Origin of the sequence: Bradyrhizobium sp. 521_C7_N1_3 (assembly GCF_052075975.1) — a bacterium.
Lineage (GTDB): Bacteria > Pseudomonadota > Alphaproteobacteria > Rhizobiales > Xanthobacteraceae > Bradyrhizobium > Bradyrhizobium japonicum.
The window spans coordinates 5,762,631-5,785,657 of sequence record NZ_CP197232.1; the positions used below are offsets into that span (position 1 = coordinate 5,762,631).

General features: G+C 65.9%; 18 protein-coding genes and 1 pseudogene. 7 read left to right on the plus strand and 12 right to left on the minus strand.

What is annotated here, in order from left to right:
• The first annotated feature begins 1 nt into the window (after position 1).
• Together AB7008_RS26790 and AB7008_RS26795 are read left to right on the plus strand one after the other, a co-directional pair.
• Positions 2-1,504 carry a class I adenylate-forming enzyme family protein gene (locus tag AB7008_RS26790; RefSeq protein WP_304489867.1) on the plus strand — a complete coding sequence of 501 codons (1,503 nt, stop codon included), beginning with the start codon at positions 2-4 and terminating at the stop codon, positions 1,502-1,504.
• Between the two features lie 84 nt (positions 1,505-1,588).
• Complete coding sequence (locus AB7008_RS26795; protein WP_304489868.1) at positions 1,589-2,812, plus strand: GGDEF domain-containing protein; 1,224 nt, start codon at positions 1,589-1,591, stop codon at positions 2,810-2,812.
• Positions 2,813-2,926: 114 nt separating this feature from the next.
• Here the strand turns inward: AB7008_RS26795 and AB7008_RS26800 are convergent, their stop codons facing one another.
• The 3 genes from AB7008_RS26800 to AB7008_RS26810 all read right to left on the minus strand — a co-directional run bounded on the left by AB7008_RS26800 (position 2,927) and on the right by AB7008_RS26810 (position 8,165).
• Positions 2,927-4,063 (minus strand): acyl-CoA desaturase, encoded by a 1,137-nt coding sequence (locus AB7008_RS26800; protein WP_304489869.1) that lies wholly within the window; start codon positions 4,061-4,063, stop codon positions 2,927-2,929.
• 296 nt (positions 4,064-4,359) lie between these two features.
• Positions 4,360-7,878 carry a transcription-repair coupling factor gene (mfd, locus tag AB7008_RS26805; RefSeq protein WP_441259797.1) on the minus strand — a complete coding sequence of 1,173 codons (3,519 nt, stop codon included), beginning with the start codon at positions 7,876-7,878 and terminating at the stop codon, positions 4,360-4,362.
• A complete protein-coding gene (locus tag AB7008_RS26810) occupies positions 7,875-8,165 on the minus strand; it encodes an FAD assembly factor SdhE (protein ID WP_028158741.1) in 291 nt (96 codons plus the stop codon). The genes mfd and AB7008_RS26810 overlap by 4 nt, the downstream gene beginning before the upstream one ends.
• Before the next feature lie 184 nt (positions 8,166-8,349).
• On the opposite strand from AB7008_RS26810, the gene recG reads away from it, so the two are divergent.
• The gene (gene recG / locus AB7008_RS26815; RefSeq protein WP_441259798.1) at positions 8,350-10,458 is read left to right on the plus strand and encodes an ATP-dependent DNA helicase RecG; all 2,109 of its coding nucleotides are present in this window, start codon (positions 8,350-8,352) and stop codon (positions 10,456-10,458) included.
• Here recG and panE read toward each other — a convergent pair.
• The 3 genes and pseudogenes from panE to AB7008_RS26830 all read right to left on the minus strand — a co-directional run bounded on the left by panE (position 10,455) and on the right by AB7008_RS26830 (position 12,844).
• Positions 10,455-11,384: a 2-dehydropantoate 2-reductase gene (gene panE / locus AB7008_RS26820; RefSeq protein WP_441259799.1), complete on the minus strand. Its 930-nt coding sequence runs from the start codon at positions 11,382-11,384 to the stop codon at positions 10,455-10,457. The genes recG and panE overlap by 4 nt on opposite strands.
• Positions 11,385-11,528: 144 nt before the next feature.
• Positions 11,529-12,359: a helix-turn-helix domain-containing protein gene (locus AB7008_RS26825; protein WP_441259800.1), complete on the minus strand. Its 831-nt coding sequence runs from the start codon at positions 12,357-12,359 to the stop codon at positions 11,529-11,531.
• 96 nt (positions 12,360-12,455) lie between these two features.
• Positions 12,456-12,844, minus strand: a pseudogene (locus tag AB7008_RS26830) (nuclear transport factor 2 family protein).
• Between the two features lie 174 nt (positions 12,845-13,018).
• Here AB7008_RS26830 and AB7008_RS26835 point away from each other — a divergent pair.
• Positions 13,019-13,540, plus strand: coding sequence for an ATPase AAA (locus AB7008_RS26835; RefSeq protein WP_028158736.1), 522 nt, complete (start codon positions 13,019-13,021; stop codon positions 13,538-13,540).
• 27 nt (positions 13,541-13,567) lie between these two features.
• On the opposite strand, the gene AB7008_RS26840 is transcribed toward AB7008_RS26835, so the two are convergent.
• The 3 genes from AB7008_RS26840 to glmS form a co-directional block, all read right to left on the minus strand.
• On the minus strand, positions 13,568-14,425 hold the full coding sequence (locus AB7008_RS26840) for a DUF1932 domain-containing protein (RefSeq protein WP_441259801.1): 858 nt from the start codon (positions 14,423-14,425) through the stop codon (positions 13,568-13,570).
• Between the two features lie 105 nt (positions 14,426-14,530).
• Entirely contained in the window at positions 14,531-15,301 is a 771-nt protein-coding gene (locus tag AB7008_RS26845; RefSeq protein WP_014495163.1) for a DUF502 domain-containing protein, read from the minus strand.
• An 89-nt stretch (positions 15,302-15,390) separates the two neighbouring features.
• Positions 15,391-17,217 (minus strand): glutamine--fructose-6-phosphate transaminase (isomerizing), encoded by a 1,827-nt coding sequence (glmS, locus tag AB7008_RS26850; protein ID WP_441259802.1) that lies wholly within the window; start codon positions 17,215-17,217, stop codon positions 15,391-15,393.
• 220 nt (positions 17,218-17,437) lie between these two features.
• Here glmS and AB7008_RS26855 point away from each other — a divergent pair, with 220 nt between their 5' ends.
• The gene (locus AB7008_RS26855) at positions 17,438-17,656 is read left to right on the plus strand and encodes a hypothetical protein (protein WP_028147886.1); all 219 of its coding nucleotides are present in this window, start codon (positions 17,438-17,440) and stop codon (positions 17,654-17,656) included.
• Positions 17,657-17,665: 9 nt separating this feature from the next.
• Here AB7008_RS26855 and AB7008_RS26860 read toward each other — a convergent pair whose 3' ends face one another.
• On the minus strand, positions 17,666-17,851 hold the full coding sequence (locus AB7008_RS26860) for a hypothetical protein (protein ID WP_441259803.1): 186 nt from the start codon (positions 17,849-17,851) through the stop codon (positions 17,666-17,668).
• 11 nt (positions 17,852-17,862) lie between these two features.
• On the minus strand, positions 17,863-19,230 hold the full coding sequence (glmU, locus tag AB7008_RS26865; RefSeq protein ID WP_441259804.1) for a bifunctional UDP-N-acetylglucosamine diphosphorylase/glucosamine-1-phosphate N-acetyltransferase GlmU: 1,368 nt from the start codon (positions 19,228-19,230) through the stop codon (positions 17,863-17,865).
• Between the two features lie 170 nt (positions 19,231-19,400).
• On the opposite strand from glmU, the gene AB7008_RS26870 reads away from it, so the two are divergent.
• Both AB7008_RS26870 and AB7008_RS26875 read left to right on the plus strand, forming a co-directional pair.
• Entirely contained in the window at positions 19,401-20,771 is a 1,371-nt protein-coding gene (locus tag AB7008_RS26870) for a hypothetical protein (RefSeq protein ID WP_304489875.1), read from the plus strand.
• 173 nt (positions 20,772-20,944) lie between these two features.
• Positions 20,945-21,325 carry a hypothetical protein gene (locus tag AB7008_RS26875; protein WP_014495158.1) on the plus strand — a complete coding sequence of 127 codons (381 nt, stop codon included), beginning with the start codon at positions 20,945-20,947 and terminating at the stop codon, positions 21,323-21,325.
• On the opposite strand, the gene AB7008_RS26880 is transcribed toward AB7008_RS26875, so the two are convergent.
• A complete protein-coding gene (locus AB7008_RS26880) occupies positions 21,285-22,949 on the minus strand; it encodes a glycoside hydrolase family 17 protein (RefSeq protein ID WP_304489876.1) in 1,665 nt (554 codons plus the stop codon). The genes AB7008_RS26875 and AB7008_RS26880 overlap by 41 nt on opposite strands.
• Positions 22,950-23,027 lie beyond the last annotated feature (78 nt).

Below are 23,027 nucleotides of genomic sequence, written 5' to 3' on the forward strand. Positions count from 1 at the left end.
CGTGAATCAGCCAGCCGTATCGCCGACGCTCGACACGCTGTTTCAGCGCACGCTGATGCGGCAACCGCACGCGCCCGCCCTGCTCGATCCCCTCAACAAGGCCCGCGTGACCGGCCACCAGCCGCGGCGGATGACCTACGCCGAGGCCGACACCGCCATCGAGGCCCTGTCGGCGCATTTCGTCGAATCGGGCCTGCCGGCCAATTCCGTCATCGCGATCCAGCTGCCTGCTACGGTCGAGTTCGTGCTGACGGTGCTCGCCGCGCATCGCGCCGGGCTCGTCGTCGCCGTGCTGCCGTTGCTCTGGCGCCACGCGGAACTGACCGCCGCGCTGAACCGCACCGCGGCGCGCGCCATCGTCACCATGAGCAAGGTCGACGGCGTCAGCTATTCCGACCTCGCAATGCATGCCGCCGCGGAGGCCTTCTCGATCCGTTACGTCTGCGGTTTCGGCGCCGACCTGCCCGAGGGCATGGCCTCGCTCGACGACGTGCTGGCCCGCCCGCCCGGCACCACGCGCGCCGTGATCCAGGACGGCCGCAAGGCGGCGATGATCTCCTTCGACGTCACCGCGGAAGGCTTTCGCCCGGTGCCGCGGCCGCATTTCAGCCTGATCGCCGGCGGGCTCGCGATGTCGCTGGAAGCCGACATCAAGCAGGGCGCGACCGTGATGGCGGCGTTCACGCCGATGTCGTTCGCGGGCCTCGCCTCCTCGCTCGCGGTGTGGCTGCTCTGCGGCGGCACGCTGGCGCTACATCATCCCTTCGAGAACGACGTGCTGGAACAGCAAATCAACGCGCACGAATGCGAGGTGCTGATCGCCCCCGCGCAGCTCGCGCTGCGGCTCGGCGATGCCGATCTCGCGGCGCGTATGCCGAGCTTGCGCAATGTCCTCGGCCTCTGGCGCGCGCCCGAGCAGGTCGCGGCGAGCGACGCCTGGATCGCGCCGCATGCACCGCTGACCGACGTCTATCTGTTCGGCGAGGCCGGGCTGTTCGGCGCCCGCCGCGGCGAGGACGGCATGCCGGTTGCGGTGATGCCCGGGCCGCACGGCGCCCCGCGCGAGCAGTCCGGTTCCTCCATCGCCGGCGAGATCCTGCTGACGCCCAGGGGCACGCTCGGCCTGCGCGGAGCGATGGTGCCGATCGCGGCCTACGCGCCGCCGCAGCCGGTCGGCGACACCCTGACGGCGCAGCCGCCGCGCGATTATGTCGACACCGGCTATGCCGCGCGGCTCGACCGTCCGAGCGGCGCGATCTGCATCACCGCGCCGCCCTCCGGCATCATGGCCGTCGGCGGCTACCGCTTCCTGTCCAACGACCTCCAGGAATGGGCGCGCCGGCTCGGCCAGGGGGCCCTGCTCACCGCGCTGCCCGACCGGCTCTCGGGTCACCGGCTCGCAGGACGGGCGCAAGACAACGCCCGCGCCCGCGAAGCGCTCAATGAGCTCGGGCTTAACCCCCTGATGGTCGAGGCTTTTCGCGACCGCTCCGGGCCGGTTTAAGCGCAGTTTCGGCCCATCCATTGACGCTGCATTAAGGCAACAAGACTAGATTGCGCAGCATCTGTTGCGTGATCAGAGTTTGCGATGTCCCAGGCGGGCCCGATCCTGTTTGTGTCCAACGCCCAGCGGCCGCCTTTCATTGCGGCCCTGGACGAGGCCCGTCTGTTTCCCGTCGTCGACGCCGACTGGGCCAGCGCGGCGCGCGCGGTCGAGCAGGTGCAGCCGGCCGCGGTTCTCGCGGCGATGCATGCCGGGCACGAGCCCCACCTGGCGACGCTCGCCAGGACGATCGCGGACCAATCGCCCTACTTGCCCTTCGTGGCGCTCGAGGCTGCGGGCACGCTGCCGCAGAACGCCCTGCCCTTCTCCTCGCGCGGCGGCAATTCCGACCGCCTCGTCGCGCGGCTCCGCGCTGCACTGCGCGTACGGACTCTCCATGCGACGGTTCTGCGCCGGCTGCCGGACGCGAAAGTCGGGTTGCCGGAGGGAGATCCGGCCCGCGATGCAACAGTGCTCCTGATCGGCCGCGGCGCAGCCTATCCTGCGCTCTCCGTCGCGTTCGGCGAACGCGTCGGGGTCGTCGGCGCGCTCTCGATCGAGGCCGCGGCCAAGCATCTCAACACCCGCGATATCGATGGCGTCGTGCTCGCCGAAGGCTTTACCGCGCGCGTCACCGACGCCTTCCTCACGGTGCTCGCCGAAGACACCCGATTCCGCAGCCTGCCCGTGGTCGTCACCGCGCACCAGCTCGCGCAGACCTACGACCTGCCCAATCTCGAGCTGATCCCAGGCGAGCCGGCGAAGGTCGCCGCCAACGCGCTGCCGCTGATCCGCCAGCACGCGATGGAAGCGCAACTGAGCCGCACGCTGCGCTCGATCGATGCCGGCGGCTGGCTCGATCCGCGCAGCGGCCTGCTCACGGTGGAAGCTTTTGCCCGCGATTTCGCCAAGGCGGTCGAGCAGGCTCTTGCCCGCGGCGGCGGCCTCTCCGTGGCACGCTTCGCCTTCGAGCCCGGCAATTCCCGCGCCCAACTCGACGCCGCGCGGATCCTGAGCCGCCTGATGCGGCAGATGGATTTTGGCGTGGCGCAGAAAGACGGCTCCGTCATCGTCGTGTTCGCGGAGACCGACTTCCGCACCGCCCACATGATCGCGCGCCGCCTGTCGGCGGTGATGCGGCACACCTCCAATGGCAAGCACGAGATGCGCAGCGATCCCGTCGTCAGCGTAGATTCGCTGTCGCCGTCGGATACGGCAAGGTCGCTGCTGGCGCGTCTCTCAGCTGACGCGTCGCGCGCGGCGTCGTGACCACAACCTCGCTGCCGTAGGGTGGGCAAAGGCGCGCAGCGCCGTGCCCACAATTTTCAACAAAGGCGAAACGCGTGGGCACGCTCCGCTTTGCCCACCCTACGGCAGCGCGCGTTAGCCGCCACCCTTCGTCCCCGGTTGTGCATTGGCCGCCAGAGCGGGCGCAGGAGTGGCCAGGAGAAAGCCGACAGTTTCGTTCAGGAGCTCGTGAGCCCGGTCGACGATGTCGTCCAGCGACATCGTCTTCGCGAACATGCGCTGCGCTTCGGCCAGCAACTGGTCGCGCGTCGGCATGCTGGCCAGCCGCAGATCGGCACGGTGCTGCAACAGGTGGATCGCATCCCGCACCGACAATTCGGTCTCATGGATCGACGTCCTGATCGCCGACGCGATGTGTTCGGGATTGAAGCGGGCCGCGAGCTGCTCGGCCGCCTGCTTGATCACGCGTGATCCCAGCCGATGCTCATTGCGCAGGACCTGCTTGGGCGGCATCTTCAGATCCCGGACAATCCCGAGCCAGGACAAGGCCACCAGGATGTAATAGGTGAGATCAATCTCGTACCAGTGGAAGCCCTGCCGCGCACTGGCCTGATAGGCGTGGTGATTGTTGTGCCACCCCTCACCCATCGTGACGAGAGCGAGCAGCCAGTTGTTGCGGGAATCGTCGCCGGTCACATACCGCCTGCGGCCGTGAACATGTGCGAGAGAGTTGATACAGAATGTGCCGTGATACACCAGCACGGTGCTCCAGAGGAAGCCGACCACGAGTCCTGACCACCCCGCAATGAGGAAGCAGAGGCCGGCGAGCACGAATGCCGGCAGAAGCTCCAGCCTGTGCAGCCACATCAACTCGGGATACGACGCCAGATCCGACACTTTCACCAGGTCGGTTGCGTCGTGCTGCCGGTAGAAGATCCAGCCGACATGACTGTAGAGGAAGCCCTTGTGCCGGGGCGAATGCACATCCTGCGCCGTATCCGAGTGAAGATGATGATGGCGATGCTTGGCCGCCCACCAGAGGACGCTTTTCTGAGCGCTGCTCTGGGCCAGGAAGGCCAGGATGAACTGAAACACCCGGCTGGTCGCGTAAGCCCGATGCGAGAAATACCGGTGATACCCGGCGGTGATCGCAAACATGCGCAACCAGTACAGAACCGCGCAAATGACAACGGCTTGCCACGAGACGCCCGACCAGATCGCCGCGATGCATCCCGCGTGGACCAATATGAACGGCAGGACCTGCGGGTACATGACGTCGTCGTGTTCGTCACCGTGTTCCTGGCCTGAATCGATATTGATAGACACGCTCGCGACCTCAGAAGTTTCAATGAGCGGGGCAGCCCCGCTTTACGGTACAAAAAACCCGCGGCCGGTAAACCAGTCGCGGGTCACACGAATCAGGTCATCAGTCGGGCACGCAATCAGCGGCGAGGCCAAATCGTCGGCCGAACTCGACGAATCGAACATGGCTGTCGTTCGATCATTCCGCAAGTGGCCATATGCCGCTGTTTTGTATCCAATTACCACTCCGGTGGCGCTCGGAACAATTACGCCGCCTTCTTGCTCTGCGCGAGCTGTGCCAGCTGCCGCATGATCTCGGTGGTGCCGGCGAGACGCTCTTCCGGCGTCTCCCAGTCCTGCAGGAACACCACCTTCATGTCCGGCCGCACCTTTGCCGCCTGGCCGTAGCTGCGGATGAACGACACCAGGCGGTCGGGGTGGGCGAAGGAATTATCGCGGAAGGCGATGACGGCGCCCTTCGGGCCGGCGTCGATCTTCCCGACATTGGCCGTGCGGCAGAACGCCTTGATCGCGGCGACCTTGAACAGATAGCGCACCTCGTCCGGCAGCACGCCGAAACGGTCGCGCATCTCGGCGCCAAAGTTCTCGATCTCCTCCTCGGTGTCGAGATCGGCGAGCCGCCGGTACAGCGACAGCCGCACCGAGAGGTCGCCGACATAGTCTTCCGGAATGAGCACGGGCATGCCGATGGTGATCGAGGGCGACCAGCGATCGGCAGCAGGCTCGGACACGCCGGCCTTGAGATTGACGATCGCCTCCTCCAGCATCGACTGGTAGAGCTCGAAGCCGACTTCCTTGATGTGGCCGGACTGCTCCTCGCCGAGCAGGTTGCCCGCGCCGCGGATGTCGAGGTCGTGCGAGGCGAGCTGGAAGCCCGCGCCCAGCGTCTCCAGCGACTGCAGCACGGTGAGCCGGCGCTCGGCCTGCGCGGTGATCTTCTGCTGCGCCGGCAGCGTGAACAGCGCATAGGCCCGCAGCTTGGAGCGGCCGACGCGGCCGCGGAGCTGATAGAGTTGCGCCAGGCCGAACATGTCGGCACGGTGCACGATCAGGGTGTTGGCGTTGGGAATGTCGAGGCCGGATTCCACGATGGTGGTCGACAGCAGGATGTCGAACTTGCCGTCGTAGAAGGCGGTCATGATGTCCTCGATCACCGCGGGCGGCATCTGACCGTGCGCGACCGCGACCTTCATCTCCGGCACGTTCTTGTCGAGGAAGTCCTTGACCTCGGCGAGGTCGTCGATGCGCGGCACCACGTAGAACGCCTGGCCGCCGCGATAGCGCTCGCGCAGCAGCGCCTCGCGGATCATCAGCGGATCGTGCGGAGCGACGAAGGTGCGCACCGCGAGACGGTCGACCGGAGGCGATGCGATGATCGAGAGCTCGCGGACGCCGGTCAACGCCAGTTGCAGCGTGCGCGGGATCGGCGTCGCCGACAGCGTCAGCACGTGCACCTCGGAGCGGAGCGCCTTCAGCCGTTCCTTGTGGGTGACGCCGAAATGCTGCTCCTCGTCGACGATGACGAGGCCGAGATCGCGGAACTTGATCGCCTTGCCGAGCAGCGCGTGGGTGCCGACGACGATGTCGACCGAGCCGTCGGCGATCCCCTTCTTGACCAGGTTCAGCTCCTTGGTCGGGATCAGGCGCGAGGCCTGCGCCACATTCACCGGAAAGCCCTTGAAGCGCTCGGTGAAGGTTCTTGCGTGCTGGCGCGCCAACAGCGTGGTCGGCACCACGACCGCGACCTGCTTGCCTTCGAGCGCCACGGCAAAGGCCGCGCGCAAGGCCACCTCGGTCTTGCCGAAGCCGACGTCGCCGCAGATCAGCCGGTCCATCGGACGGCCGAACTCGAGGTCCTTCAGCGTGGATTCGATAGCCCCTAACTGGTCCTCGGTCTCGTCATAGGGGAAGCGCGCGCAGAACTCGTCGTAGAGGCCCGGCTGCACCGGCAGCTTTGGCGCCTCGTGCAAATGGCGCGCGGCGGCGATCTTGATCAGCTCGCCCGCGATCTCGCGGATGCGGTTCTTGAGCTTGGCCTTGCGGGTCTGCCAGCCGCTTCCGCCCAGACGATCCAGCTCGACCGTGGTCTGGTCGGAGCCGTAGCGTGACAGCAGCTCGATGTTCTCGACGGGGAGGAACAGCTTTGTCTCGGCCGCATAATGCAGCTCGAGGCAGTCGTGGGGCGCGCCGGCGACGTCGAGAGTCTGGAGGCCGATGAAGCGGCCGATGCCGTGATCGACGTGGACGACGATGTCGCCCGCGGCAAGGCTCGTCACCTCCGAGATGAAATTGTCGAGCTTGCGGCTCGCCTTGCGGGGCCGGACCAGGCGGTCGCCAAGGATGTCCTGCTCGCTGATCAGCGCGATCTCGTCGGTCTCGAAACCGCTTTCCAGGCCGAGCACGGCGAGCATGGTCTCGTTGCGCGGGGTCGCCTGCACCGTCCGCCAGCTGTTGACGCTGGTGGTATGGGTCAGCTTGTGGTCGCGCAGCATCGAGGTCATGCGGTCGCGCGATCCCTCGCTCCAGAGCGCGATCACGACCTTCTTGCGCTGGGCATGCAGCGCCATCACGTAGCTGACGACGGATTCGAACACGTTGACGGTGGCGTCATTGCGTTCGGGTGCGAAGTCCCGGCCCTTGCGCGCGCCGGCATCGACGATCGTCGCACCATCGGCCGGAACCGAAAACTGCGTCAGCCGCACCAGCGACATCTCGCTTTCGCGCTTGGTCCATTCCTCGTCGGTGAGATAGAGCCTGTCGGGCGGCAGCGGCTTGTAGATGGCGCCACCGCCTGGATGCTCCATCGCATCGCGGCGGGCTTCGTAGTAATCCTGGATCTGCTTGAAACGCTCGCGGATGGCGTCCTCGGCCTGCGGCTCGATCGCGATGGCTGCGCCTTGCAGATAGTCGAACAGCGTGTCCATCCGGTCCTGGAACAGCGGCAGCCAGTGCTCCATGCCGGGATGGCGGCGGCCCTCGCTGACGGCCTCGTACAGCGCGTCATCGCGCTCGGGCGCGCCGAACTCGGCGACATAGCCCATGCGGAAGCGGCGGATGGTGTCGGTGACGAGCTGGAATTCCGAGATCGGCACGAGGTCGAGCGAGCGCATGTCGAGCATCGTGCGCTGGGTCTCGGCGTCGAAGGAGCGGATCGATTCCAGGCTGTCGCCGAAGAAGTCGAAGCGGACCGGCTGGTCGAGGCCGGCCGGAAACAGATCCAGGATGCCGCCGCGCACGGCATATTCGCCGGGCTCGCGCACGGTCGAGGAGCGGTTGTAGCCGTTGTGCTCGAGCCAGGCGACGATGCTGTCCATCGGCACCACGTTGCCCGGCGCAACCGACAGCGCCTGCGCGGCAACGAGTTCGCGCGCAGGGACGCGCTGCACGATGGCGTTCACCGTGGTCAGTACGATCAGCGGCTTGTCGCTGCCGGTCAGCGGCGCAAGCCGCGCCAGCGTGGTCAGGCGCTGCGCGAGGATGCCGCCATGCGGCGAGACGCGGTCATAGGGCTGGCAGTCCCAGGCCGGAAAGGTCAGCACCGGCAAGTCGGGCGCAAAGAATTGCAGCGCGCGCTCGAGCTGCTGCATTCGCCCACCGTCGCGGCAGACCACGGCGAGGCTGACGGCCGGTTTCTTCGGCCGCGCGGCGATGGCGCGGGCGAGATCGGAGATGACGAGGCCCTCGGCGCCCTCGGCAACATTGGCAAGCGTCAGCGCGCGGCCGGGCGTGAGCAGCTCGGCCGGCGACTTCATTACCTGTTTCATGAATCGCCGTCCGTAATCGGGAACGCCTTGATGCGGGCAAACAGCGCGCCGGTGACATCAGCTGGCAGCACCTTGTCACCGGTGATGGCCGCATAGAGATCGGGATCGGACTCGTCGAGCAGGGTCTCGAGCTCGGACAGTTCCGCGTCGGTCAGATTGCCGATCTCCGCATCCGCGAAGCGGCCCAGGATCAGGTCCATCTCGCGCGTGCCGCGGTGCCAGCAGCGGAACAGAAGCCGCTTGCGGCGATCGTCCAGCCCGTTGCTCGATCGTGTCGTTCCCGTCATGTCTCAGATCCAGTCAAACGCAGAAAGCCCGGACGTGCCGGGCCGGGGTGATATAGCCACTCGGACGGCCCCTGTCAGCCCTCGATTTGGCATGGCCCGCTGCCGCGCGAGCGCCGCGAAAAAAGCCGTGGATCCCGGCATAAAGCCGGGCATGAGGGGCCGAAACGATCCTAGATTCGCATCCATGCGCCCCAGCCTGCTCAATCCGCTGTTTGCTCCCGTGACCAGCCTGCCCGGCGTCGGTCCGAAGCAGGACAAGCTGCTGCAGTACCTGCTCAGCCGCAATGAGACGCCGCGCCTGGTTGACCTGCTGCTGCATTTGCCGAGCCAGGTCATCGACCGCCGCGCGCGGCCAAAGATCCGCGACGCCGTCCAGGGAACCATGGTGACGCTGGAGGTCACCGTCGATCGCCATCGCCCACCCCCGCCCCGCAACGCCCGCGCGCCCTATCTCGTCTACGCCAGCGACGATACCGGCGACGTCGTGCTGACCTTCTTCCGCGCCAAGCCCGGCTATGTCGAAAAGCTGCTGCCTGTTGGCGAGAAGCGCTACGTCTCGGGCACGCTCCAGATGTATGACGGCATCCCGCAAATCGTACATCCCGACCGCGTGCTCGACGAGGAGGCGATTTCAAAGCTCTCCGGCATCGACCCGGTCTATCCGTTGACCACGGGTCTGGCGCTCGGTTCGCTGCGACGCGCGGTCGCGCAAGCGCTGCAGAAGCTGCCCGCCCTGCCGGAATGGATCAGCCCGGAGGTGATGCGCCGCTGCAGTTTTCCGACGGTCACCGAAGCACTCAGCCGCGTGCATCAACCGGTCGAGCTCACGGACATCCTGCCCGAAAAGCCCTACTGGTCGCGCCTCGCCTTCGACGAGCTGCTGGCCGGCCAGCTCGCGCTGGCCCTGATCCGCGCGCAATTGCGCCGCCCCGCCGGTGTCCGCAACGCCGGCGACGGTCACTTGCGCAACAAGATCATCGACGCCCTGCCCTATGCCCTGACCCCGTCCCAGCGCAACGCCGCGGCCGCCATCGCCGAGGATCTGAAACAGCCCGTGCGCATGCTGCGCCTGCTTCAGGGCGATGTCGGCTCGGGCAAGACCGTGGTGGCGCTGCTGGCGGCCGCCGCCGTCGCCGAAGTCGGCAAGCAGGCCGCGCTGATGGCGCCGACGGAAATTTTGGCGCGCCAGCACATCAAGACCATCGCCCCGCTCGCGGAGCGCGCAGGGCTGCGCGTGGCCATCCTCACCGGCCGCGAGAAAGGTAAGGAGCGGCGCGAGCTGCTGGCGCAGCTCGAAGCCGGCGAGATCAATCTCCTCGTCGGCACCCACGCGCTGATCCAGGACGACGTGATCTTCAGCGATCTCGCCCTCGCCGTCGTCGACGAGCAGCATCGTTTCGGCGTGCGCGAACGCCTCGCGCTGACCTCGAAGGGCGCCGCCGTCGACGTGCTGGTGCTGAGCGCGACGCCGATCCCGCGCACGCTGGTGCTGACCTATTTCGGCGACATGGACATCTCCGAGTTGCGCGAGAAGCCCGCCGGCCGCCAGCCGATCGAGACCCGCACCATATCGATGAGCCGCCTCGACGAGGTCACGGACAGCATCGGCCGGGCCCTGGAGGCGGGCAAGCTGGTCTACTGGATCTGCCCGCTGGTCGAGGAATCCGAGGCCGAAGGCACCGAGCATCTCACCAACGCCACCAAACGTTTCGAAAGCCTGCAAAAGCGTTTCGGCGACCGCGTCGGCCTCGTCCACGGCCAGATGAAGGGCACCGAGAAGGACCGCGTGATGGGCCAGTTCGCAGCCCACGAGATCGGCCTTCTGGTTGCGACCACCGTGGTCGAGGTCGGCGTCGACGTGCCGGCCGCGACCATCATGGTGATCGAGAACGCCGAACGGTTTGGCCTGGCCCAGCTGCACCAGCTGCGTGGCCGCATCGGGCGCGGCTCGGAAGCCTCGACCTGCCTCTTGCTCTACAGCGAGCCGCTCGGCGAGATGTCGAAGGCACGGCTGAAGGTCATCCGCGAGACCACTGACGGCTTCCGCATCGCCGAGGAGGATTTGAAGCTGCGCGGCGAAGGCGACGTGCTGGGCGTCCGCCAGAGCGGCCTGCCCGGCTACCGCATCGCGCGGTCGGAGGTGCACGGCCAGCTCATCACCCAGGCCAGAGACGAGGCGCTGCGGATCCTGAAGGACGATCCGAAGCTGAAGGGCGAGCGCGGCGAGGCGCTGCGGTGCCTGCTGTATCTGTACGAGCGCGACGAGGCGATCCCGCTGATCGGGGCGGGTTAGCCTGCTGCTCTTCGGCGCCCGACCTCATAAGCCGCCACATGCGCGCGGGCCAGATCCAAGAGCGGCGTATCGATACCGAGCGTGCGGGCGCGATTGGCCATATCGCCCAGGATATGCTCCGCTTCGGTGACCGAACCACGCTCGATATCGCGCAGCATCGAAGCCTTGAGCGGCGAGTCCAGGGTGGTGAACAGTTTCCGGTCGAACTCGATGAACGGCGCACGCGGCTCGAAACCCGACGCCGTTGCGACGGCACAGCATTCCGCGAACAGCCGGAAAATGGACTGCTCGCCGTTCGGCACCGCCAGGATGTCGCCGATACTCGCGCGCATCAGGCAGGTGATGCCGGCGAGCGTGCTGAGCTGGATGAATTTCTCCCACATGTCCTGCATGATCGCTTTGCTGGCGCGCACGTCGATACCGGGGACCTGGAGCAGTGCCTCCAGAGCGCGCGCACGCTCGCTCAACGCTCCCTTGGTCTCGCCAAAGACGATCGTTTGATTGGCCATGAACTGAACGACACGACCATCCGCGTCGAGCCCGGCACTGACGTTCGCCAATCCGCCAAGAACGCGTGCGGCACCGAACCTCGCGGTCAGGGCGTCAATATGTTTCAATCCGTTGAGGATCGGCAGAATCATCGTGTTGGCGCCAACGGCCGGGGCAAACTGGGCCATCGCATCGTCGAGCGAGTAAGCCTTCACTCCGACCAGCACGACGTCAAACGTCTCCTTTAGATCATTTGCCAGAAGGATCTTCGGCTGTACGGCAAAGTCGCCGTGCGGGCTCACGACCTGCAAGCCACTCTGCCGCAATTGCTCGGCCCGCTTCTCGCGCACCAAAAATGTCACGTCGCGACCCGCTCGGACCAGGCAGGCTCCGTAATAACCGCCAAGCGCGCCTGCGCCGATCACCAGCACTCTCATTCGAACTCCGATTACAGACGAATTGCTTCAGCAGAGATAATAGCAGATCGGCTTCGCAACGTCTCCTCCTCGTCATTGCGAGCGCAACGACGGTGTGGGTAGAGCGCGGCAGCCGCCGATCGGGCCGACTCGCGGCGACGCCCCTCACCCGGCATGCGCGCGCAAGAACCTGCCGTGCTCCGTTTCGGTCGCCTCGTTGGCCGGAAACATGCACTCGAGCCGCAGCTCTTCGGCCGTCACGGTCTGTGGCGTTCCGACCGTCGTGATCAGGGAAAAGTAATCCAGCGCCACGCCGTCCTTGACGAAGCTGAGCGGGATCATCGGCATCGCATCGGAGGCAGAGGGTGCGCGCCATTCCGGCTTCACGCCCGGGTATCGCGACAGCTCCTCCAGCAGCGCCTTGGTCCTGACATCGACGACATGCCCGACCGCCTCGCGATGGACACGGGCAAGCAGGCCGCGGGCGGCCTGCGGCCAGTTCGCGATGAAGGGACGCATGCCGGCCGGATCGAACATCAGGTGTAATAGATTGCGGGGAGCCGGTCGCGCGGACATGTCGATGAAGCAATTGAAGAGCTGCGGCGCGGCGTCATTGGTCATCAGCACGTTCCAGTACCGGTCCATGACGATGGCCGGAAACGGTTCGTGCTGACGCAGCATGCACCGCAGGGCGCGGTTGATGCTCGTCATGGCCGGTGTATCGAGCGCCGGATCGGAATAGGACGGCGCGTAGCCCGCGGCCAGCAGCAGCTCGTTTCGTTCGCGCAAGGGCACGTCGAGGGCCTGGGCAAGATCGAGCAGCATCTGCCGGCTTGGAACGCTGCGGCCACTCTCGACGAAGCTGATGTGCTTCTGCGAGACGCCCGCGTCGAAGGACAGATCGAGCTGCGTCTTGCCGCGAATGTCCCGCCATTGACGCAGCAGTGCCCCCGCAGATCTGACGGCTGTCTTGATGTCGCTGGCCACGGCTTTCATGCGATCGATCCTTCCGGTCGATATCGTCGACGCGCATCGGCGGCGGCGCCGGTTTACCCGAGGCGCCGCCGCCAATGGCAGGCTTATTCCAGGCGATCAACCGAAGGTGACCGGCCCCACGGCGCCGACCCAGTGCCGCACCTTGGTGTCGTCGGTCTCGTCCATGTAGAAAAAGTGCGTCATGGTCGGATGCACCGTCGTCATCGAGGGATCATCGGGTGTCATGTCGACGACACCGCGAAACACCTTCAGGGAGCCGGCGTCCCAATATTCGGTGACGTGATGCAGCGCGGTGAATCCGGTGTCGATGAAGGCCTTCAGATTGGCGCGGATCGCTTCCCGCCCTTCCAATCGGCGACGCCGAGATTGCAGACGGCATCCTCCGCAAAACACTCGAAACCTTGCCCGAAGGTCTTGTCGTCGATCTCCTTCCACATATCGAGCAGCCATTGTGGCGGCGCCTTCTTCGTAAACACGACTTGCATCTCTCTCTCCTCATGCGATGACACGCGCGCTCGACGGAGGCTTGAAGACTCCCCGCGGGTGGACGATCGGCAAGGTAGACGGGCTACGAATTGGCTCAATTACATGCGAGGTAATAAAGCGCGCCCGGAAGGCACGCTCTTTCCCCACGACCGACTTTATGGAACCTTGCGCTCATGCGCCGGATCATCGTCGTTGGCTCCCAGGGAAGCGGAAAGACCAGCCTCTCCCGAAATCTCGGGCGGAAGCTTGGACTGCCCGTGGTACATCTCGACGTGCTCTATTGGCGGCCGGGATGGAAGCCATCCGACAAGGCCAGCTTCCGTGTACGCGTCGCGGAGGCGATCGCGGGCGACACATGGGTCATCGACGGCAGCTTCTCGGGGCTCGCCTTCGATCTCACGCTTGCGCGTGCCGACACCCTGGTCGTCATCGACCGCCCGCGCTGGCTTTGCCAGTGGCGCATTCTCTGGCGCTCCGCGTTCGATCGCGACACGACGCGACCCGATCTGCCCGAGGGATGTCCGGAACAGTTCGACTGGAAACTGATGAAGGAGGCGTGGCGCTACGACACCGAGCGCGTCCCTGTCATCGAGGCCGAGCGCCTTCAATATGGCCCCGATGTCCCTGTCGTGCGCCTGAGACGCGACCGGGACATCCAGGGTTTTCTGGAGTCGGTTTCAGTGCACGGCGAGTGATCCATGCCGTGACTGCGGACTGGACGGTCAGGCCTTCTTCTGCGCGACACGCGCTGCGAACGCCTTCAGCAGTGCCGCGTCCACCGCTTCGCCATTCGCGTCTGCGGCGAGGTGCTCGAACCAGCGCGCAAAGCCTTCGTAGATCTGGCTCGCCGGATGGTCGGGCCCGAGGAAACCCGAGATCTCCCGCATCTCCGCGACCCAGCGATAGGCCTTCGGGATCATGTCCGGCAGCGCGACTTCGAGCCGGGCCAGGACGGCGGGCTGGCTCAGCGCGAGCTCGTCGCGCAGCGCATCGGCCGCGCCGGCTTTCGTGGCCGCGACCACCATGGCCGAGCCGATGCCGGCGAGGCCCTTGACGATGCCGGCATAGGACATCTTCAGCGCGGAGGCCGCGCCGACGGGGCCCTCGACAATCCGCACGTCGAGCCCGAGGTCCTTCAGCACCGCGAGATCCCCAGCGTACTCGCCGGACAGGTAGAAAGCCGGGCTCTTGCCGCCGGGCTGCGGCGGCAAACCGATGATGCCGCCATCGACGAACGGCGCCTGTGCCGAGCCGATGATCTCCTCGATCCGCTGCACGGTATCGACATTGACCGCGTTGCAGTCGACCACAACCGGCTTCTTCTCGCGCCGGACGATCAGCGCGGCCAGGCGTTCGGCCAAAGCCACGGCTTCGCCCGGCGGCACGATCGAAAGGATGATGTCGGCCTCCGCGATCGCGTCGTCCTCGGCGCCGATCATGCCGGCATCCGCGGCGCGCTTTTGCGTCGCCTCGCTACGCCCCTTCAACGACGTCAGCACCCGCGCACCGTTTTCGCCGAGGCGGCGGGCCACGGCGCTGCCCATGGCGCCGGGCGCGAGGATCGCAATGGTCTTCGTCATCATGCACTCCAGGTCGAATTCCGAGCGAGGCGCTCGCTTCAACCGGAAGACTAGCAGAGGACGAAAGTGCTTGCGTGAATGCGGCCATCCGAAACGGGAATGGCCCTACTCCACCTTCGCAGGCTGGGGCTGGAGCGCGGACGCGTTGGCGATGCGCGCGGCATTCGCCATGCCCGCAAGCGCCGCGGCCTTCTTCGGGTCGGGCGCCGAGCCCGGCTGCACCACGCCGGCCGACATGATCAGGGTCGCGGCATCTTCGGTGCTCATGTCGACCTCGACGATTTTGCTCTTGGGCACGTAGAAGAAGAAGCCCGTGGTCGGGTTCGGCGAGCACGGCAGGAACACCGAGACGTGCTCCTCCTGCCCCGGCAGGCTGCGCGCGACCTCTTCATTCGGCGACTGCGAGATCAGCACGATCGACCACATGCCCGGCGACGGAAACTCGACCAGGCCGACCTTCCGGAAGCTCGAGCCCTTGCCCGAGAACAGCGTCTCGAACACCTGCTTCAGGCCGCGATAGATGGCGCGCACCGCCGGAATCCGGCCGAGGAAGGTCTCGCCGATATCGACCAGCGTCCGGCCGATCAGATTGGCGGCGAGGAAGCCGACCAGCGTCAGCGTGAAGAATGCGACAATCAGTCCCCAGCCTGGAATGACATACGGCAGATAGGTTTCGGGCCGGTAGGCCAACGGCACGAACGGCCGCACCACGCCGTCAACCCAGGTGACGAACCACCAGACCAGATAAAGCGTGATCGCAATTGGCCCCGTCACGACAAGGCCGGTGAGGAAATAATTGCGGAAGCGGCCCATCAGGCCGGTATGCGGTTCCGGGATGGGATCAAGCGGCGCAGGCGCGTCGTCGCGGGGGGTCATTCGGGTTCCAGGTCGGTCGCTGCACTCAAACTAGGGTCTTCTAGCAGGTTTTGGAAGACTACCTAGCGTTCCGGCCTGATCCCTTCTGCCTATTCCACGGTCACCGATTTCGCGAGGTTGCGCGGCTGGTCGACGTCGGTGCCCATGATGACCGCCGTATGATAGGCGAGCAGCTGCACGGGGACGGCATAGACCATCGGCGTGAACGCGGCCGCCATGTCGGGCATGACGATGGTGACGAGGGACTCGACGGTCGCCTCCTCCGCGCCCTTGGCGTCCGTCATCAGGATGATCCTTCCGCCGCGGGCGGCAACCTCCTGCATGTTGGAGACGGTCTTTTCGAACACGCGGTCGTAGGGCGCGATGACGACGACCGGCATGGTCTCGTCGATCAGCGCGATCGGCCCGTGCTTCAGCTCGCCGGCGGCATAGCCCTCGGCATGGATATAGGAGATCTCCTTCAGCTTCAGCGCGCCTTCGAGCGCGAGCGGGAAGCTGGTGCCGCGGCCGAGATAGAGCACGTCGCGCGATTTGGCGACCTCACGCGCGAGCTTCTCGATCTGGAGCTCGGTGGTGAGCGCGTCCGACATCAGGCGCGGGATCTCGACGAGGCCGTGAACGAGCTTGGTCTCGTCCTCGTCGGACAATTCGCCGCGGGCCTTGCCGGCCGCGATCGCAAGATTTGCCAGCACCATGAGCTGGCAGGTGAAGGCCTTGGTCGAGGCGACGCCGATCTCGGGACCCGCCAGCGTCTGCAGCACGGTCTCGCTCTCGCGCGCGATCGTCGAGGTCGGCACGTTGACGACCGCCACCGTGTGCACGCCCTCGGCCTTGGCGTAGCGCAGCGCTGCCAGCGTGTCGGCCGTCTCGCCCGACTGCGAGATGAAGATGGCGAGATCGCCCTTGCGCAACGGCGCTTCGCGGTAGCGGAATTCGGAGGCGACATCGACCTCGACCGGCACGCGCGCAAAGCGCTCGAACCAGTATTTCGCGACGAAGCCGGCATAGCTCGCCGTGCCGCAGGCGGTGATGTTGATGCGCTGGATGCTCTTGAAGTCGAACGGCAGCTTGACCGGCAGCGAGACGCGCTCGGTCGCCATGTCAACATAGCGCGCCAACGTGTGGCCGACCACTTCCGGCTGCTCGTGGATCTCCTTCGCCATGAAGTGCCGGTAGTTGGCCTTGTCGACCAGCGAAGTCGAGGCGGCGTGCTTGATCTTCTCGCGCTGGACGGCGTGGCCGTCCTTGTCGAAGACCGTGGCGCCCTTGCGCGTCAGCACGACCCAGTCGCCGTCTTCGAGATAGCTGATCGTGTCGGTGAACGGGCCGAGCGCGATGGCGTCGGAGCCGAGATACATCTCGCCGTCGCCATATCCGATCGCGAGCGGCGGGCCGTTGCGGGCGCCGATCATGAGGTCGTCGTCACCGGCGAAGATGAAGCCGAGCGCGAAGGCGCCGCGCAGCCGCGCCAGCGTCAGCTTCACCGCTTCCACGGGCTTGTTGCCGCGCGTGAGCAGATCGTCCACGAGATGCAGCACGATCTCGGTGTCGGTCTCGGTGTGGAACACCGTGCCCTTTTTCTCGAGCTCCTCGCGCAGCTCGCGGAAATTCTCGATGATGCCGTTGTGGACCACGGCAACGCGTTCGGTCGCGTGCGGATGGGCATTGTTGACGGTAGGCTTGCCGTGGGTGGCCCAGCGGGTGTGACCGATGCCGGTCGTGCCTTTGAGCGGCTCGGCCTCGAGACGCTTCTCCAGGTTCTTCAGCTTGCCCTCGGCGCGGCGGCGCGCGAGATGCTTGCCTTCGAGCGTGGCGACGCCAGCGGAGTCGTAGCCGCGATATTCAAGACGTTTGAGCGAATCCACCAATTGCTCTGCAACCGGCGTGCGCCCGAGAATGCCGACAATCCCGCACATGCGGATCAATATCCCCCAAATCGTCGAAAAATCGCTTAAACGACGCGCTCGGTTTCTAGCGAAGTTCCTAAGGAACCAGATACTCAATAATTATTGCTGATTGAGACAGCGCCGGTTCGCTTCCGATTTCGACTGCGTCGAATTGGCCGGCCTTAAACCGCGCGAATTAACTTGTTGTCAATGAGTTTGGCAAACCATTTCCGGACAGGAGAACAAGGCCATGAAAGGCTCATCCGGCCGCAAAGGTCTGTCATCGACGTTCCTGCGTGCCAGCGAAACCACCGGCACGCACCTTGCGCATTGGCCGCCGCCCCAACGAGGCAAGGAGAGCAAGCCGGTGTTCACCAAGCACCCCGCGGGCGAGCCGGCCAAGCGCGCCAAGCCGCGCGGCTGGCGCCTGACGCGCGCGATCTTCTCCGAATTCGCCGACGACGAATAGCGGCGCGCCTTACCACCCCAGCGTCACGGCCCAGACGAGGGCAATGAGGAGCGCCCAGAACGCCAGCCCGATGACGAGGGCCAAAATCTCGGGCGGATCGTACTCGTTCATTTCCCGCAGCAGCAGTCGCCCCATCCCCGTGACGAATGTGTCGATCAGAAAACTGAAGAGATCGCGCACAAAGCGAGACGACACCGCAGTTGGCGCTAGTTCTCCGGCTTCTTTTCCGGCTTCTTGCCGCCGGTCTTCATCTCGCGATAGCGCGCCGCGCCGCCTTCGCGGATGGTCTGCTGGTTGCGCTCCAGCGCCATGGCGTCGTCGGGCACATCGCGCGTGATCACCGAGCCAGAGCCGATATAGGCGCCGTTGCCGATCTTTACCGGCGCGACGAGAGAGGAGTTGGTGCCGACGAAAGCACCCTGCCCGATGATCGTCTTGTGCTTCTTGAAGCCGTCGTAGTTGCAGGTGATGGTGCCGGCGCCGATGTTGGAATTGGCGCCGATGGTGGCATCGCCGATGTACGAGAGATGGTTGACCTTGACGCCGGCCTCCAGCGTCGCGGCCTTGGTTTCCACGAAATTGCCGATGCGCGCGCCGTCGCCGAGCGAGGTGCCGGGTCGCAGCCGCGCATAGGGGCCGATCGAGACGTTCTTGCCGAGCGTGGTCTGCACGATATGCGAGAAGGAATGGATCACCGTGCCGTCGGCGATCGACACGCCCGGACCGATCACCACGAACGGCTCGATGGTGACGTCATTGCCGAACACGGTGTCGGCGGACAGATAAACGGTCTCGGGTGCGATCAGCGTGACACCTGCTTCCATCGCCGCCTTGCGCAAGCGCGCCTGCATCACGCTTTCGGCCTCCGCGAGCTGCGCCTTGGTGTTGATGCCGCGCACCTCGTCCTCGCTGGTCTCGATCACGACGGCCTCCCATCCCTGTTCACGAACAACGCCGACCGCGTCGGTGAGATAATATTCGCCCTTCGAATTCGCATTGCCGATCTTGTCGAGGATCGCGAGTGCACGGTGCCCGTCGATCGCCATCAGGCCGGCATTGCACAGATCGATCTTGCGCTCTTCCGCGCTGGCATCGGCATGCTCGCGGATCGCGACCAGACGGTCGCCCTCGACGATGAAGCGGCCATAGCCGGTGGGATCGGCGGCGCGAAAGCCGAGCGCCGCGATTGCCGCGCCCTTCGCGAGCGGCGCGCGCAGCCGCGCAAAGGTCTCGGCAGAGATCAGCGGCGTGTCGCCGAAGGCAATCAGCAGATCGTCCGCGCCCCGCGCAATCGCCTCGCGCGCCGCCAGCACCGCATGCGCGGTGCCGAGCCGTTCTGCCTGCACGAAGGTGAGCGCATCGGGACGGATGCGTTTCGCTTCGTCCGCGACCGCCTGATGGTCGGGGCCGATCACGACGGCGAGCGAGGTGCCGGTTCCCTTCGGCGTGGCGGCGAGCACGTGCGCGAGCAGGCTCTGGTGGGCGACCGGATGCAGCACTTTGGGCAGGTTCGATCGCATGCGCGTGCCTTCGCCGGCGGCGAGCACGATCGTGAGGCTGGAACGGGCAGTCATCGAAATCCTGTCAACATGGCCGAATCAACGGGCGGCGGCAGGCCGATGCCGTCATGAGCTGTCGCCTTGCTACCCCCGCGAACGCCCGGAATTCAAGTGCGACGGGGTTTTCCTGTTAATGTTCCCTGATTGATTCGGGGAAGCTGTTCGGGGCTGGGCACTTAACGTTCATGGCAAAGGATTCCGACCCACTGGCGGATGCCTTCGGGACCAGGGAGACCGGCGGGCTGTTCTCCGGACTTCTGGCTGAGGAAAGCGCGGTCGACCGCAGCATGATGTGGCGGCTGGGCTCGTGGGGCGTGGCCGCCGTCGGCGCCGTCGTGCTGGCCGTAATGGCCAATCAGGCCCAGCTCGGTTGGCGGCGTGACCAGGTTGCGTCGGCCGATCTGTCGCGCCAGGCCGACCGGCTCCAGATGCTGACCAAGGAGAGCCAGAACGAGGCCCGCCGCCTCGCCTCCGCCATCGAGACGCTGAACACCGATCGGGACCGGCTCTATTCGCGCGTCACCGTGCTCGAGCAAGGGATGGATTCCGTCACCGGTGCCATCGCCAAGCAGAGCGCGAAGCCACAGGACGCGCCGGCGCCTGACGCACAGCCCGCGGCGCCGAGCGTCGCGCCGGTCGCCTCGACGCCGGCTCCCCCGAGTGACAAGCCGCGCGCGGGAGCCGCGAAGGACCAGGCGAAGGAGCCGACAAAAGACGCTCTGAAGGAGGTCGCAAAGGACCAGTTGATCCCGCCGCCGCAGACCGCCGCCGCGGCCTCGCTGGTGTCGCAGTCGCCGCTGACGACGGCGGCACTGCCGATGCTTCCGCTGGTGCCATCCAAGTCGATCATGGCGCCGCCCGATCCCGCCGCATCGAAACTGACGCAGCCCGAGACGACTGAGAAGGCCGTCGAGAAGAAGCCCGAACAGGCGCCCGCCCCGACCGAGGTCGCCGCGGCGCCAGCCAAGCCGCCGGAGGCGACCGAGAGCGAGGCCCCCGCAATCGCGGTCCAGCAGACGCGCTTCGCCATCGACCTCGGCGGCGCCAACTCGCTCGACGGCCTGCGCGCGCTCTGGCGCGGCCTGACCAAGTCCAATCCGGAGATCGCGGCGCTGCGGCCGATCATCATGATCAAGGAAGGCAATGCCGGCCTCGGCATGCAGCTCCGCTTGGGCGCCGGCCCGCTGATCAATGCCGCGGCCGCCGCAAAGCTCTGCGCGGGCCTCGCCGAGAACGACCGCCATTGCGAGACCACCGTGTTCGACGGCCAGCGGCTGTCGATGCGCGGTGGATCGGAGAAGGGCCAAGAGAAGACTCAGGACCGGGTTCAGGAGAAGAACTCCGAGAAGAACCAGGACGCAGTGCCGCAAGCCGAGACGGCGCCGGCACCCGCGCCTGCCGCCAAACCGGAGAAGCGCCGCCGCAGCTACTCCTCAAAGCGCTCGTCGAAGCGCGAGGAGCCCGCGCCTGCCCCCGCCCCTCAGCCGCCGGCCGCACCGGCGAAGCCGGAGACGGCCTCGGCGGGATCGACACTGTCGTCGTTCTTCAGGCGATAGGAACGCGCACGAGTTCGATCATTACCCGCGGATCCTTGTTGCGCGACCCTCTTGTTGCGCAACCCTTGGGGGCCTCAATGGCCGTCGAGCAATGACTCGTCGAACGGCGCAAGCGATCAGAAATATCCACCTCGCCTGTTGCCCCCTCCCGTCATCCCGACCATATTGCGCCCATGACAAAAAAGCCCTTCCGCCTCACGCCCTACCAGGTGCAGTTCCTGATCGTCGTCGGCTTCGTGTCCGTCGGCTATGCGATCTATCTGCGTTATCTCGGCATCGAGAACTCGACCGTCGGCCTCGCCTGTGATGCCGGCCTGCAGACGCTGATCTGCAAGGCGCGCTCGGTCGCGACGGTGCTTTTCAAGAATTCGGTGTTCGGCATCGTCGCGCTGGTGGTTGCGACGCTGAACCTGATGCGGCCGTCGATCGTGCTGCTGACCGTCGGCATCGTCGCCGCCGGCCTCGGCATCGTGCTCTACAATGTCGTGCTGTCGGGCCTTGCGATCGGCCTGTTCATTCTTGGATTTGCTCGGCCCGCGCCCGCCACAGCGTGAACGCGAACAGCAAGTAGATCGCGCAGGTCCACAGCGACTGCCAGTTCTCGCGGCCTTCGTTGAACAGCACATAGGCGGCCGCCAGCGCGAGCAGGCCCGCGAATACCGATTCCGCGATCGGACGCTGGCCGATCTGCGGCCGGTTCAGCATCAGCACTGCGAACGGCACCACCGCCATCGTCAGCGAGGCGTAGGGGAAATCATGGTAGCGCGAGTCGAACACGAAGGCGAGCGCGGTCTGCGCCGCAATCACCGCGGTCACCGCCAGCGTCAGGCCGAGCACGGCGGTGAGCTTCGACCATTTGCGGCCCTCGCGCGGGCCGAGCAGATCGAGGAAGGTCGGCAGGCTGCGGCCGATCACCATCGCCTGCGCGCAGAAGATCGGCGACAGGATGCCGGCCAGAAGCAGCGCGCCCCAGTGCAGCCAACCGCCGATGCCGTAGCTCTCATAATACATCTTGTCGACGCCGATCCCGAGCAGGGCGCCCGCTGACGTCGCCGAGATCGCGACGCCGAGCCATGCCGAGAAGCGCGGCGTCCACGGCCGCCTGCGCAGCGTGAGGCCGGCGACCGCGAACACCAGCACGCAGAGGCCCATGCCCGCGCCCATGTACCATTTCCAGTACGGGAAATTGCTGATCGGCTGGCCCGGCGGATATTTCAGGTTCCGGCGCACCGAGTCATACAGGCCCCAATAGCCGCCGACGGTGCCTTCCAGCTTGCGCTTCCAGGGCTGGTCATAGGACTCGATCAGATTGACGCGAAACTTGTTCGCTTTCGCCAGGCCCAGGATTTCCGAGACGACGCGCGCCTGGTTTGCGCGCGACGGCAGCGCGCCCTCGCGCATGCGCCCTTCGCTGGGCCAGCCGGTCTCGCCGATCAGGATCTCCTTGCCGGGGAACGCGACCGCCATGCGCTCGCGGATCGCCTCGACATGGCTCGCTGCGAACTTCGCCTTCACCGGAATATCCTCCCAGTAAGGCAGGATGTGGATCGTGACGAAGTCGACGGCGTCATAGACCTCGCGATTCCTGAGCCAGAACTCCCAGACGTCGGCATAGGTGACGGGCACGCTGACCTGCGCCTTCACCGAGCGGATGATGGAGACGAGGTCCGCCGTCGTCATCTCGCCGCGCAACAGCACCTCGTTGCCGACGATGATGCTGGTGACGATGCCGGGAAATTCCTTGGAAAGGCGGACGGCGAGCGCGGCCTGCTCAAAATTCTTGGCGCGGTTGCTGGAGAGCCAGATGCCCTGCAGCACTTTCAGCCCACCGACCTTGGCGGCGATCGCCGGCACTTGGTCGAGCCCGTTCTCCATCGAATAGGTGCGGACGCAGTCGGTGATCTCCTTGAGCTGGCGCAAATCCTGCTCGATCTGGTCGGCCTCGATATGGGTCCACGCGTTCAGCGGCGACTGGTCCCCGCGGAACGGCGCATAGGAGACGCATTGGACCTTGTCGGCCGGGTCGATCGGGGCGCGTGCGAGCGTGATTGGCGTGGCCAGCCACCACCACACGGCAGCAATCGCACCCAGTGAAACGAGCAGAAGCGCCAGTGGCGTACGAAGAGAAATCGGTTCCGTCCTCCGCGAGGTGCCGTCGATTACCTGCTCACGCGCCATCTGCCAAGGGGTGTGTCCGGGATGGATCCTTCCCTCCCCCGAGGAATTTACCTGCGGCCGTTCGACAGAGGCCTAGGA